This window comes from Vibrio sp. 10N.222.49.C9 (assembly GCF_041474985.1).
In the GTDB taxonomy this organism is placed as follows: domain Bacteria; phylum Pseudomonadota; class Gammaproteobacteria; order Enterobacterales; family Vibrionaceae; genus Vibrio; species Vibrio crassostreae_C.
On sequence record NZ_JBFRVD010000008.1, the window covers coordinates 45,112 to 58,114 of the forward strand.

At 44.9% G+C, this 13,003-nt stretch carries 10 protein-coding genes; 4 read left to right on the forward strand and 6 right to left on the reverse strand.

The features are described 5' to 3' along the window. Nucleotides 1–5: 5 nt before the first annotated feature. Nucleotides 6–1,895: a GGDEF domain-containing protein gene (locus AB4585_RS02330; RefSeq protein ID WP_102320459.1), complete on the forward strand. Its 1,890-nt coding sequence runs from the start codon at nucleotides 6–8 to the stop codon at nucleotides 1,893–1,895. 210 nt (nucleotides 1,896–2,105) lie between these two features. Here AB4585_RS02330 and AB4585_RS02335 read toward each other — a convergent pair whose 3' ends face one another. Continuing rightward, a complete protein-coding gene (locus AB4585_RS02335) occupies nucleotides 2,106–2,822 on the reverse strand; it encodes a 3'-5' exonuclease (protein WP_102320458.1) in 717 nt (238 codons plus the stop codon). Nucleotides 2,823–2,827: 5 nt separating this feature from the next. Continuing rightward, nucleotides 2,828–4,717 carry a DUF294 nucleotidyltransferase-like domain-containing protein gene (locus AB4585_RS02340; protein WP_017060410.1) on the reverse strand — a complete coding sequence of 630 codons (1,890 nt, stop codon included), beginning with the start codon at nucleotides 4,715–4,717 and terminating at the stop codon, nucleotides 2,828–2,830. Nucleotides 4,718–4,867: 150 nt separating this feature from the next. Between AB4585_RS02340 and AB4585_RS02345 the strand changes: the two genes are divergently transcribed. Further along, nucleotides 4,868–5,509: an outer membrane beta-barrel protein gene (locus AB4585_RS02345; protein WP_102320457.1), complete on the forward strand. Its 642-nt coding sequence runs from the start codon at nucleotides 4,868–4,870 to the stop codon at nucleotides 5,507–5,509. 124 nt (nucleotides 5,510–5,633) lie between these two features. Here the strand turns inward: AB4585_RS02345 and AB4585_RS02350 are convergent, their stop codons facing one another. The 3 genes from AB4585_RS02350 to AB4585_RS02360 all read right to left on the reverse strand — a co-directional run bounded on the left by AB4585_RS02350 (nucleotide 5,634) and on the right by AB4585_RS02360 (nucleotide 9,118). Further along, entirely contained in the window at nucleotides 5,634–6,824 is a 1,191-nt protein-coding gene (locus tag AB4585_RS02350; RefSeq protein ID WP_019822582.1) for an amino acid aminotransferase, read from the reverse strand. A gap of 202 nt (nucleotides 6,825–7,026) precedes the next feature. Beyond that, nucleotides 7,027–8,568, reverse strand: a complete 1,542-nt coding sequence (locus tag AB4585_RS02355; protein WP_102394298.1) for an HD-GYP domain-containing protein — start codon at nucleotides 8,566–8,568, stop codon at nucleotides 7,027–7,029. 250 nt (nucleotides 8,569–8,818) lie between these two features. Next, nucleotides 8,819–9,118, reverse strand: coding sequence for a hypothetical protein (locus tag AB4585_RS02360; RefSeq protein ID WP_372169291.1), 300 nt, complete (start codon nucleotides 9,116–9,118; stop codon nucleotides 8,819–8,821). A 218-nt stretch (nucleotides 9,119–9,336) separates the two neighbouring features. Here AB4585_RS02360 and AB4585_RS02365 point away from each other — a divergent pair, with 218 nt between their 5' ends. Together AB4585_RS02365 and AB4585_RS02370 are read left to right on the forward strand one after the other, a co-directional pair. Next, a complete protein-coding gene (locus AB4585_RS02365) occupies nucleotides 9,337–10,740 on the forward strand; it encodes a PLP-dependent aminotransferase family protein (protein WP_017065418.1) in 1,404 nt (467 codons plus the stop codon). A 127-nt stretch (nucleotides 10,741–10,867) separates the two neighbouring features. Continuing rightward, nucleotides 10,868–11,074 carry a hypothetical protein gene (locus AB4585_RS02370; RefSeq protein ID WP_004734707.1) on the forward strand — a complete coding sequence of 69 codons (207 nt, stop codon included), beginning with the start codon at nucleotides 10,868–10,870 and terminating at the stop codon, nucleotides 11,072–11,074. Nucleotides 11,075–11,208: 134 nt separating this feature from the next. Here the strand turns inward: AB4585_RS02370 and asnS are convergent, their stop codons facing one another. Next, entirely contained in the window at nucleotides 11,209–12,609 is a 1,401-nt protein-coding gene (asnS, locus tag AB4585_RS02375) for an asparagine--tRNA ligase (protein WP_017060416.1), read from the reverse strand. Nucleotides 12,610–13,003 lie beyond the last annotated feature (394 nt).

The window sequence follows — 13,003 nt, forward strand, 5'->3', positions numbered from 1 at the left end:
ACACCATGGGCTTGGTGTTGCTGGCTTGCTCAATGCTTCCTGTTTACCTAGCGGGACAGTTGATTCTCAATAAACAAAACCAAAGTTCTTTAGAGCAAAAAGAAACCAAGCTGGACAACTCTACGACCGGTATTCGTCAAACCGTACAAGAGCAAATTAAGCTGACGGCGAGCCTAACTCAATGGTATTCGCATGACCGATCATTGATTAAAGCGGGTGGTAATATCTTTTTCTCGAGTGTTATTTGGGACAAGATGGATAGCTTCAATGCGCTAGCGGAGAGTGTGTCCGCGACTTATATTCTGGACCAAAACTGGAAGCCCATTTATGACAGCAAAGGCAGCTTGTACCATTTTGAGCAGAGCCAGTTATTAGAAAGCTTGAAGCGTCCTCAATCGGTTTATGGGCAAGGGAAATTGTTCCACACCGAGTTTACCGAAACTGAAGTGGCGGATAATGCCGCTACAGGTATCGTTTTTGTCGCGCCGATTTTACCTTATCGTTTGATAGAAGGTTCTACATACACGCCGCAGGGTTATCTTGTGGTTCTTATGGGGTATGACAGACTTAAGACTAAAGTGACGCCTTTCCTTTATCAAAATGAGTCGGTTGAGTTTAACTATATTGATTCAACGGATGCTCAATCTTCTGAACAAAGTGCGAACATTATCTCTATCGACAGCACATTCTTTACCGACAAATTGGTACTGAACGTCAAACATCATATTTCCGACAGTGAGCGTTTATTAGAGATGCAACAAGCTCAGGTGGTCTTTGTCAGAATATTGGTGGCGACGCTTGCCATCTCGATTGTGTTTGCTCTGTTCCTAAGCCGCTGGTTCTCAGGGCAGTTAAACTTGTTGGCTGAATCTGTTACGTCGTATTCGCATAACCAGTCACCGACTCATAGTGTGGATGAACATCGTTTTACAGAGTTCGTCACGCTGAGTCGTTTATTGGAAACCTTGTGGGGTCGCATACAATACCAAGTCCGTGAGCTTACCGAAAGTAACGATAAACTCGAAAGATTTAATGTTCAGCTAGAGGACTTAGTCGAAGAGAAAACCAGCAAGTTAACTAATTCGCTCGCGCGTGAAGAATCCCAGAAGCATCGTATTTTGAAGATCGTTCAGTTTGCATCATCAAGACACGCGGCTGAATATCGGTTGATTCCTCAAATGGTCGATCAAGAGTTAAAGACATTACTTGTTCAACATTCGATTCAGTTTCATTTTAACCGGACTGGCGAGGCTGACCTGATACTCTGTGACTCACAGGGGACGGCGATCGGGTATTTTTGTTCAAGTTCATTTGATGTCCTCAGTGAAGAAGATCTTCTGATTTTTGACATGTACCAAAAACAGTTAGCTGGTTGGCTAGAGCTCGAAAATATTACACGGATTAACATGCCGACTGGCTGTTTGAATCGTAAAGCTTTTAATGAAGATCTCGAATTCAGTAAACGCAGCATTAACGACAATCAAAATCAGATTTCTTTGATCATTATTGATATCAATGGCTTGAAAACGACCAATGATGTTCATGGGCATGAGATCGGGGATGAGCTGATACAGCGCTGCGTAGACGTAATCAGCCACGAATTGACACCTGCCAGTAATCTATACCGTTTGGGTGGAGATGAATTTGCGGTGCTTACCTTAACGTCTGGTGAGTCGAGTTCGCTCAATGTCGCAAAGATGACTGAGCAGTTGTACATTGCTCAGGAGCAACAGGCAATCGAGACTAAAGCGGGTATCTCTATTCCTGTCAGATTCTCGATTGGTGCAGCCTCTAGTGATTCAACAGACGTTGAGCAATTGTTCTCAGTCGCTGATGAGAATATGTATCAGCAAAAGCGTCTTTATTACCAAACGTTGTCTGTGGTTGGGAAGTAATAATGCCAATCGCGCTGACAAATAGCGATCACGATTTTCGACGCCCATTAGAGCGGAACTGCTGGGGTGTGACGTTATAATATGTTTAAACGCTTATGGGAAATGCGCTTAGTCGGGCCAACCGTTGCTTAAACACAGACGATAAAAATGAAAAAGCCGACCAATGGAAGTTGATGGGCTTTGTGTTTGTATTTAGCTTACGTAACTCAGCTAGATCCAGAAACTCTTCAGAGGCATCTCAGAGTCAAAGTGATGAGCAATTTGCGCTTGGAGTAGCTCAGCGGTCGCAATAGCGTCAGTTAATGCATGATGCGGCGTGTAGTCGGGCAGATGGTATCGACGACGACTCTGACCCAGTCTCACTGAAGCTGGCTTCTTACCTTTCAGCTTGTTCCACAAGCCGCCAGCCAGTTTATTTTGGATCTGAGATTCAATCTCCAGCGTGTCGAGGACTGGGAACTCAATGCCTTCACCGAGTCGCACTTTCAATGCATTGTCCAAAAAGTCACGTTCGATACGACGATAGTGAACCACAGGGATATGTCCCGCCATTGATTCTAAGATCTCGCCCAACACTTCGCTAAGGTCTGGCGCATCAATGATGTCATTGTGAGTGATGCCATGAATCACGACAGACTCTTCTTCAAGTTTCTGTTTTGGTCTTAGAGTCCAGTGTTTGGCTTGTCGCAAGTAGATGCGATTGAGCGTAAATGGCACTAAACCAATGGTAATGATGCCGTCTTTGTTTGGGTTTAACCCCGTTGTCTCAAAGTCGACAGCCAAAAACATCACTTCTGAAAGTGGCGTATCAGGCGCAGGAAGAGGCTGGCTATAAAAGTGCTTTAAGCGCTCGTCTCTCGCTCGTTCAAGCTTCTGAGCAAACTTAAATGGCCAATCGACCGCAGGTGATCTGAATAGTTTGTTCATAGGCCCTACTTAAACTTGTTGCTGGCTTGATAACGGAACTTAAGGAAGTTTTGCGCATTACTTAATATTTGGAATGCATCCTTTAGGTTACGTCGTTCGAAGTCAGACAGGTTCTCTGGCTCGATGTTGTTATCAGGCTCGATGTTGTTGTCGACATCGTGTGCTTGGTGGCGAATACGAACCAGAGAGATAAACTCCATCGCATCTTTCAGATCTTGAGCTCGGCCTTTTGGCAGAATACCGGCGTCAATAATGTCATCTAAGCGTTCGAACGAGTTCTTAGAGCGAGACGCTACCGCGAGCGAGTGAACACGAATCAAATCGGCGAGTGGCGCAGTACCACGACGCTTAAGGTTGATAGAGTTGTTGTGACGGCCATCTTTCTCCATCACGAAATCTTTGAAGAAGCCGAGCGGAGGTGTACGGTTGAGTGCGTTACGTGCAAGACACGCCAAGAAGCGATTGTTCTTACGTGCGCGTCGAACAATAAAGCTGTTCAATTGCTCGGCCCATTTCAGACGACCATAAACGCCATCTAAGTCGAAGAAGATTGAAGCATTTAACAGTGCTTTCGGGTTTGGATCATCAATCCAATCGGCAAAGCACTCTTCCCATTGTCGACGAGTCATACGCCACGTTGGGTTAGTCGCCATGATATCGCCAGTACAATACACATAGCCACACTGATCTAAGCCATCACAAATAAAGGTCGACAGCTCCTCAAAGTATTTACCGTGCTTTTTCTCGTCGTAGGTATCATCAAGAATGATTGCGTTATCTTGGTCGGTAACCAGCAGCTGCTCATCACGCCCCATAGAGCCCAGTGCGAGGAAACAGTAAGGAATAGGCGACTTGCCCAATTTCTCTTCGCCCAGTTCGATAATTCGCTGCTTAAAGCTACGACCAATTACCGACATTGCAGTACCCACCATGTGGGCGTTGGCATCTTCGTTAACTAAGCGCACAAAGCTGTCTTTTACTTGCTCGGAAAGCACCTTCAGATCTTCGATACTTTGTTGCTGGAAGATACTACTTACCAATAACAGCGAGTTTTGAGACTCATAACGAACAATATCGGTCGCTTCGATAATACCAATCGGCTTCTTATCTTTAAGCACTGGTAAATGATGCACGTTATAGCGAAGCATGGTCATCATAGCTTCGTATACGTAAGCATTGTGATCGAGAGAGATAACCTCAGGTGTCATTACGCTAGAGACTTCATCCGATGGGTCAAGCCCTTCAGCTAAAACGCGAGTACATAAATCTCGGTCGGTGATGATGCCAATCACGGGTGTTGAGTCATCTTCATCATCTTCAACGATTTCTGGGTCGATGATCAACAAAGAGGAAACATTATCCTGTGCCATCATGGTCGCAGCTTGCTGAATCGTGCGCGTTTTTTCGATCATTGGTGCTTCGCTGGTCAGCAGCGTTTTAACCTTGGATGTCGTTAAGTCGTTAGCGTCGTTGCTGTCTGAGTTGGCTTGGCGCAGTCGCGCGTTATCTTCTACTTCTACGAAATCGGCAAAGGAGTCGTAGTTGTCGTAGAGCTCTTGGAAGATAGGCTCAGGAATACAGTAAAGCAGGGTATCTTCGGTGGCTTTAACTGGGAAACGCACCTTGTTGTTGGTCAGTAGGCCCATTTGACCGAACAAGTGGCCTTCATCCAGGCGGTTATAGAGTTCGCCTTTACGGCGGTAGACTTCGACTTCGCCACTTCGAACGATGTATAAGTCATGAATTTGATCACCAAAGTGAATGATAGGGGTATCTTGGCGGTAATAAGAAATTTCCACGCTACTGGTCACTTTCGCCAACATCTCCTCAGGGAGTTCTGTGAAAGGGGGGTATTGTGCCAGAAAGTTTTGAATCTCTAATAACTCAGCATCCATAATGATCATCCATTGGTTTGTATGATTTCATGGTACAACATTTGATAATATTTTGCCGTCACAAATCAATCTGTGAGCTAAAACCTTTTTAAAGTCTTATGGATAGACTAACCTTTCAATTAATGGAGTGACAGTTTAAGGATGATAGGAATGTCGAAGTGGAAGCTTAGTTTTGTATCTGCGGTTTTTATGTTTTCTCCAAGTTTGTGGGCGGACACTAACGCGGTGGATATTTTAGATTACGACCATATTTATGCCACGGCGCATTCGGGCAGTTTAAATGAAGATGCAGGCAGTAATAATAACGCCTCGTCGTATGGATTAGGCGTCAGTTACGCGATGACGGATGATTGGTCGTTGCTGGGAGACTACAGCGCACGCTTTATTCACCCTGATGACACCACAACTCGAATTGATACGCTGATGCCAGGTGTTGGTTACCGTTACAGCATTAAGAAAGATTTAGATATAGTGGCTTACTACCTGCTTGGTATCACAAAAGGTAAGGTTGAAGATAATGACACCAACCGAACTGAATCTTCAGACACTGAGTTCATCCAAGGGGTAAAAGCTGAGCTTAACTATGGCTTTGCGAAACGTTGGATAGCTAACGGGAGTGTGCAAGTGAATCGAAGTGACCTGTTTGATGAAGAGGTCTATCACTTAGGTTTACGTTATCTAGTGACCAATAAGTTTGCGATTGGTGGGTCATATCAACATCGAGATGGTGAAGGTAAAATTCGTAGCGAGCGTACTCACGAGCTAGGAGTGGAATTTTTCCTAGAGTATTAGCCAGTAACGAAAAGGCTAAGTGCACTAATAGCTCTTATATACAAAGAGACAGACACAAAAAAGCCAGCTTAATTGCTGGCTTTTACACATCTATTGGTCTGCAAATACAGGTTTCGCTTTTCGATTAAAGAACCGCAGCGATACCTTTACATAGAGGACCCATGTTTGACTTAGTCATACCAGCAACACTGATACGGCCAGAACCAACAATGTAGATTGCGAATTCGTCTTTTAGGCGAGTTACTTGCTCTTTGCTTAGACCTGAGAACGAGAACATGCCGTTTTGACGTTCGATGAATGTGAAGTCTGCATCAACACCTTCTGATTTCAGTGTCGTTACGAATAGTTCACGCATCTCTTGGATACGGTCACGCATTTCTGCCACTTCTGCTTCCCATTCAGCACGTAGATCAGCATCACCAAGGATGTGAGTAACGACAGCACTGCCGTGGGCTGGTGGGTTAGAGTAGATAGAGCGGATAATGCTCTTAACTTGAGAGAATGCTGTCGTTGCTACGTCTGCTGATTCAGCAACCAGAGTGAATGCACCAACACGCTCGTTGTACAAGCCGAAGTTCTTAGAGAACGAGCTAGCAACAAGGATCTCTTTGTTGTATTGAGCAAAAATACGTAGGCCAGCAGCATCTTCTTCAACGCCTTTTGCAAAACCTTGGTAAGCAAAATCGAATAGAGGAAGCAGTTTCTTCTCAGCAACCAGTTTAGCAAGAACTTCCCACTCTTCAGTTGTTGGGTCGATACCTGTTGGGTTGTGACAGCAGCCGTGAAGAAGAACGATATCGCCTTCAGAAGCTTTCTCTAGGTCAGCAACCATGCCAGCGAAGTCTTTGTCTTTAGTTTCAGCGTTGTAGTAGCTGTATTGAGCAGTTTCGATACCCGCAGCAGCGAAAACGCCGTTGTGGTTAGCCCAAGTTGGGTTACTGATCCAGATTTTTACGTCGCCCAGTTGGCGCTTGATGAATTCACCCGCTACGCGAAGTGCACCTGTACCACCTGGAGCTTGTGCTGTTTTAGCGCGCTGAGATGCAACGATCTCTGCGTCTGAACCGAAAAGAAGTTTCTGTACCGCTAGACCGTATTCAGCCGTACCTTCAATCGTTAGGTAAGATTTGGTTTTTTCGTTTTCAAGAAGTGCAGCTTCTGCTTTCTTTACTGTTTTAAGTACAGGCGTTTGACCATCTTCATTTTTGTAGATGCCAACACCAAGGTTGATTTTCTCTGCACGAGAGTCTTTTTTAAACTCTTCAGTAAGGCCGAGGATAGGATCGGCGGGAGCAGCTAACACTTTTTCAAACATAATCTTCATCCATGTCAATTGAGAGGGGATAGTATCTATGGGTAGTTATACCTGTATGGAATTTTTAAGACAATACGAAGTGAACAGAAAGGCTAAAAAAAATCCATTTCAATCAGATTTATTGACTAAAGAGGGTATTTGATAACAAAACACCCTACGGATTAACCTATAGGGTGCAAGAAGTTAGTGGATTTTGAATAGATTACGCTGGTTGAGCAATAAAGCTTTCGCGCTCGAGTTCACTCGCTACATTTTTGCCATCTTTGTAGGTCGCGGCAATTGAAACAAATGCTTGTTCAACCGCTAGAAAAGCTTGGACAACTTGCGGATCAAAATGCGTCCCATTGCCCTCTAAAATAATCTGTTTAGCTTGTTCATGAGTAAAGGCTGGCTTGTAGACTCGCTTCGAGATGAGCGCATCATAAACATCGGCCAATGCCATTAAACGGCCAGATAACGGGATATCTTCACCAGACAACTGATTAGGGTAACCGCTGCCATTCCATTTCTCGTGGTGAGTCAGAGATATCTCCTTTGCGACTCTTAAGAAAGAGCTACTTCCCAACTGCTTTTCTGCAATAGATAACGCTTCAGCACCAATCGAGGGGTGACCTTTCATTATCTCAAACTCTTCGTCAGTCAACTTACCTGGCTTCAATAACACGCTATCAGGCACACCGACTTTGCCTACATCGTGCAAAGGCGCAGATTTGTAAAGCAACTCGATGTAGTTTGGTGTTAACAAGCTTGAATGGGTCTCTGACTTGCTGAGCTCTTGTGCTAGTACCTTGACGTACTCTTGAGTTCTTAGGATATGTGCGCCCGTTTCATTGTCTCGAGATTCAGCCAATGCCGATAAGCTCACAATGGCGACGTCACGTGTGGTTTTGACTTCGTTTTGCGCGGTTTCAAGGCTATCAAGCATGGTATTGGTCATAGATGCCATTGAGCCAAGCTCGTTGTAGCCGAAAATAGGTAAGCGAACGCCTTGCTCGCCATTGGTGACTTTACTCAATGCGTGCTCTTGGCTTAGGAGAATGCGCTTAATTAGCTTGCTCCAAAGCGTCATGATGGTTATCGCGTAGCCACCCAGTACCATAGCCAAATAAATAAACTCTTTGATCACGCTGATCTTGCCGGTGCCATCCAATAAGCGGTCAGGGTTATGTTCTAGCCAAAAGATGTCTTTGACAGCAATCATCGTCAACATAGTCGTCAGTGTTACCAGAAGCACGATAACCAAGCCTATCATCTGCTTGACCAGTGAACTTCTTTCACCAACCAGTTGGAAGTCGAATTGTCCAGTCGTCTCCATTTTATCCATTTGGCTGAGCTTGGCATTCAATTGAAGAATGGTTCCGGTAAAGAAGCCGAATAGACTCATGCCAAACAGCACCTTCAAATTACTATCTATGGTGAATTCATAGCTTAAGTTGTAGTAGAGCGCGAAAGGCACACTTGCAGCAAAAAATAGCAGGGTATCGAGATGCGCGAATCGGCCTTGCTTGACCAAGGTATGTTGCGCCAATGGGTAACGACGTGCGAGCCATAATAAGATAAACACAATACTGACTTGTGTGAAAATCTCTAACGTCGTTAAGCTATCGAGCATAGGGCACACCCGACTGCCATAGGTGCCAAACAGCACGCCAGCAATGACGTATAACTTAGTCGTTAGCGATTGATTGTAATTTGAAGTATCCATCGGTAAGCCTTTGTTCTCATTCTTATTAGATTTACGCATTCATTGATTCACGACTTTAGAATTGCGAATGATTAGCATAACTGACGCGAATAAGACCGGGAATTCTATCGATAGCTTTCGTGGATTGATACAAGAAACTGGTTTGTGTTAGAGATTTGTTAGCTAGGTGGGGGTTATTGCAGCATTTTTATGAAGATACTTGAATAGCCCCGGTCGAGGGTCGAGGCTATTCAGTCTGTGTTTTGGGTTAGAATCGCGCGTGATTGAGTTCGCTATCTACTTTAACCCGTTACTTTTTGAGATTGATTTCAGCTTCGATTGAGCCGGTTTCAATCTCAGGGTGAGACGCTAGTTTGTCTGCAGCCCATTGGTTGATGTATTTCAGAATAGCAGACACCGCGTGTTTTTCCGTTGGTGCTTGGTCTTGTTCGACATCGATCTTTTGCTTTGGATGTGAGCCTGTCGCATCTTCAGCAATATGGAGCCAATCTGGGTGCCAGTAATATGGCTGACCGCTCGGTGTTGTCCAACTGTGAACACCGTTTGACTCTCCTTTATAACTTAATTGGTCTGCTTCTATTTTTTTCATTGTTATCTCGCATGTTTTTGGGTTACATCAAATTATTGAGGTAGAAAGCCAACTTAGCTCCTACCTTGGGTGCAAACTTAGCAAAGCTTACAAAGTTATCTGTGAACCAATTCACACTATTGTGGAAATTAGGTGCGATCATATGGATAGCAGCAATAGTTGTTGGCGTAAGTGATAAAATCACCGGCTCACAGAATTTCTCTAGGTAGTACAATTAGATGGCGCGTTATGAAGAGCTTGCAAAGGATATTCGAACTCAGATAGCCAACAATACGTGGCGATCCGGAGAGAAGATCCCTTCGGTACGCATGAGTTGTCGAAATTACAACGTCAGCAATAGTACTGTCTTACAAGCCTACCAGTTGCTAGAAAGCGAAGGGTGGATCATAGCTAAACCTCAGTCGGGCTACTTTGTAGCGCCAAGGCTGGACGGCGTTGACTACGCACAGCCACTCGTTAGTGAAAAGAAAGCCATTAATGACCGTTTATTTGATTTCTTGAAGTCGAGTTCAGCCGAAGGTGTGATTCCTTTCGGCTCTGCATTCCCAGATCCCGACCTTTTCCCGTTACCTACCTTGACTCGAAACCTTGCCAGCGCGGGTAGGAAGATGACTGGCGCGAGTGTGATAAATAATTTACCACCGGGCAGTGAGTCCTTGAGAAGGCAAATCGCACAGCGTTATCTGCAGCAAGGGATCACGGTTAATCATCAAGACATCGTGATTACGTCGGGTGCTATGGAGGCGCTCAACTTGAGCCTGCAAACGGTCACCAAGTCGGGTGATAACGTCGTGATTGAGTCTCCCGCATTCTATGGTGCTCTGCAGGCTGTCGAGAGGCTCGGGCTTAACCCGATCGAAGTGGACGTTTGCCCAATCAATGGGTTGAATATAGAGCAGTTTGAAAACGCGCTACAAAACCAAGATGTTAAAGCGTGTTGGCTGATGACTACTTTTCAAAACCCAACGGGAACCAGTTTGTCGGAACAGGCAAAGCGCCGTGTGGTAGAGATTGCAGAACAGCATGGAACCTACATTATTGAAGATGACGTGTATGGCGATCTTTATTACGAAGGGCATAAGCCGAAGCCACTAAAGGCCTTCGATAAGACCGATTCCGTCTTGCTTTGTGGGTCGTATTCAAAAAGTTTGTGTCCTGGTTATCGAGTAGGGTGGGTTGTGAACACGCGTTTTAACGACGCGATTCAAAAGTTACAGCTTCTTTCTACGTTATCGAGTAGCGCTCCTGTTCAACTTGGTGTCGCTCATTTCTTAACGCATGAAAGCTACGACAATCACCTTCGTAAACTGCGTAAAAACCTTGTCGTCAGGAAAGAGCGATTTATCGATGTCATTAAGCAGTACTTTCCGCATTCAATCGAGATTGAAGAGCCGGCTGGTGGCTACTTGATATGGATTCGCTTTTCTGAAAAATTCGACAGCCAACAGTTTCATCAACTGGCTATCGAGCAAGGCATTAGCGTTGCATCTGGCGATCTGTTTAGTGAGCATGGCAGAGTGGATAACGCGATACGATTGAACTTCTCTTATGAACTGACAGAAGAGAAAGAACAGGCGCTCATCTGGCTTGGCAAACTGGCACATCAACTTACGCACTCGTAAAACCTTAAGTCCCTCATAAAAAAGACAATCATTCCAACTGTACGGGTTGTTTGTGGGGTAACTGTACGCCTAATTGACCAAAGAGTTGTGATTCAATAACGGTAGACCAAATATTGGAGATACCGTTATGTTGAAAATGACTATGGGAAATGAAGTTAAGCTGATTATTGTCGCTATTGTGTGTGCGCTTCTGCTTATTCTCGGCCACGTACTGCTGGCAAAAGCATTCGCTGATATGGCGTGGGCGGAATACACCACTGCCGCGATCCCATTCGTTATGATGGCAATTTGCGGTCTTGCAATAAAATACGCTATCGACCAAGATGTGGATTAGCTTTTGAAATAATGAGTCTCAGATGGTAGTACGCAGAAACAGCCATCGTCTCGTTTTATTCCGAACATAAAAAACCTCCGCTAGTGCGGAGGTTTTTATTTGTTCTTAACTTTTAAATTCGATTTAGGCTCGAATTAGAAGTTTGCAGAGCGTGGTGTACGTGGGAATGGAATCACGTCACGAACGTTGCCCATACCTGTTACGTAAGATACTAGACGCTCGAAACCAAGACCGAAACCAGCGTGTGGCACTGTGCCGTATTTACGTAGGTCGCGGTACCAGCTCATGTGCTCAGGGTCGATACCCATAGCAATCATACGCTCGTCTAGGATGTCTAGACGCTCTTCACGTTGTGCACCACCGATGATTTCACCGATGCCTGGTGCAAGTACGTCCATTGCCGCAACTGTTTTGCCGTCGTCGTTTAAGCGCATGTAGAAAGCTTTGATGTCTTTCGGGTAGTTCTTAACGATAACAGGTGCTTTGAAGTGCTCTTCAGCTAGGTAACGTTCATGCTCAGAAGACATGTCGATGCCCCACTCAACGTCAAACTCAAACTTCTTACCAGAGTCTAGTAGGATTTGGATTGCGTCAGTGTAGTCAACTTGTGCGAAGTCAGCGTCAACGAATTGCTCTAGACGAGTAATTGCTTGCTTGTCGATGCGAGAAGCGAAGAACTCTAGGTCGTCGCGGCGCTCTTCAAGAACAGCAGCGAAAACGTACTTAAGCATGTCTTCAGCCAGTTTCGCTACATCGTTAAGGTCTGCAAACGCAACTTCAGGCTCAACCATCCAGAACTCAGCTAGGTGGCGGCTTGTGTTTGAGTTTTCAGCACGGAACGTAGGACCGAACGTGTAAACCTTGCTTAGTGCACAAGCGTAAGCTTCAGCATTAAGTTGGCCAGATACTGTTAGGAACGTCTCTTTACCGAAGAAATCTTCGTTGAAGTCTACGTCGCCTTTTTCAGTGCGTGGTAGGTTTTCCATGTCTAGCGTAGAAACGCGGAACATTTCACCTGCGCCTTCTGCATCAGATGCAGTAATAAGCGGAGCAGAAGTCCAGAAGAAGCCTTGCTCGTGGTAGAAACGGTGAATCGCTTGAGATAGACAGTTACGTACACGTGCTACTGCGCCAATCACGTTTGTACGTGGACGTAGGTGAGCAACTTCACGAAGGTATTCGATAGAGTGACGTGTCTTAGCCATTGGGTAAGTGTCAGCGTCTTCAACCCAGCCTACAACTTTAACGTCAGTTGCTGCTAGTTCGAAGTCTTGACCTTTCGCAGGAGACTCAACAATCTTACCTGTTACTTCAACAGAGCAGCCAGTCGTTAGCTTTAATACTTCGTTTTCGTAATTATTAAGATTATTAGGAACCACGGCCTGAATCGGGTCGAAACAAGAGCCGTCATAAATGGCAAGGAAAGAGATTCCAGCTTTGGAATCACGACGTGAACGGATCCAGCCGCGAACAGTTACTTCACTGTCTACCGCTAGCTTGCCGCCAAGTACGTCTGTTACAGGCGCGTAAGTCATGTTGATTTCATTCTCCATTGAGGGACAAATTCAACTCAAAGTCTCTGGCATTGCTGCATATAAACATACATTTGCACAATAATTAGCCGAAACATTAAGTTGTATAAACTTTTTAAATCGATTGAACATATTACCTGTCATACCGACAGCTTCAACCTTTATTCTTGCTTGGTGAAAGAAATATTTTGTCTACTGACCATAAATACGTTTGAGGGGGTGTTTTTTGTTCGATCTTAGCCTGCACCTTACCTTTCAGCCCAATGTCAGTCGTTGAACGAGCAAGGCGTAATCGAAACCTTTGTTTTCAATAATGGGAGTGTGATTGTGTTGAGACTCGCTCTATATTGGCGCGGATTCAGTCATATTGGACTTGATCACTTTCTTAATTTCCCAC

What these genes read in the sequence shown, in the direction of transcription:
- AB4585_RS02365 (WP_017065418.1), top strand. Translation starts at nt 9,337, where the DNA reads ATGGCGCGTTATGAAGAGCTTGCAAAGGATATTCGAACTCAGATAGCC.
- AB4585_RS02360 (WP_372169291.1), bottom strand. Translation starts at nt 9,118, where the DNA reads ATGAAAAAAATAGAAGCAGACCAATTAAGTTATAAAGGAGAGTCAAAC.
- AB4585_RS02355 (WP_102394298.1), bottom strand. Translation starts at nt 8,568, where the DNA reads ATGCGTAAATCTAATAAGAATGAGAACAAAGGCTTACCGATGGATACT.
- AB4585_RS02330 (WP_102320459.1), top strand. Translation starts at nt 6, where the DNA reads ATGGGCTTGGTGTTGCTGGCTTGCTCAATGCTTCCTGTTTACCTAGCG.
- AB4585_RS02350 (WP_019822582.1), bottom strand. Translation starts at nt 6,824, where the DNA reads ATGTTTGAAAAAGTGTTAGCTGCTCCCGCCGATCCTATCCTCGGCCTT.
- AB4585_RS02370 (WP_004734707.1), top strand. Translation starts at nt 10,868, where the DNA reads ATGTTGAAAATGACTATGGGAAATGAAGTTAAGCTGATTATTGTCGCT.
- AB4585_RS02345 (WP_102320457.1), top strand. Translation starts at nt 4,868, where the DNA reads ATGTCGAAGTGGAAGCTTAGTTTTGTATCTGCGGTTTTTATGTTTTCT.
- AB4585_RS02335 (WP_102320458.1), bottom strand. Translation starts at nt 2,822, where the DNA reads ATGAACAAACTATTCAGATCACCTGCGGTCGATTGGCCATTTAAGTTT.
- asnS (WP_017060416.1), bottom strand. Translation starts at nt 12,609, where the DNA reads ATGACTTACGCGCCTGTAACAGACGTACTTGGCGGCAAGCTAGCGGTA.
- AB4585_RS02340 (WP_017060410.1), bottom strand. Translation starts at nt 4,717, where the DNA reads ATGGATGCTGAGTTATTAGAGATTCAAAACTTTCTGGCACAATACCCC.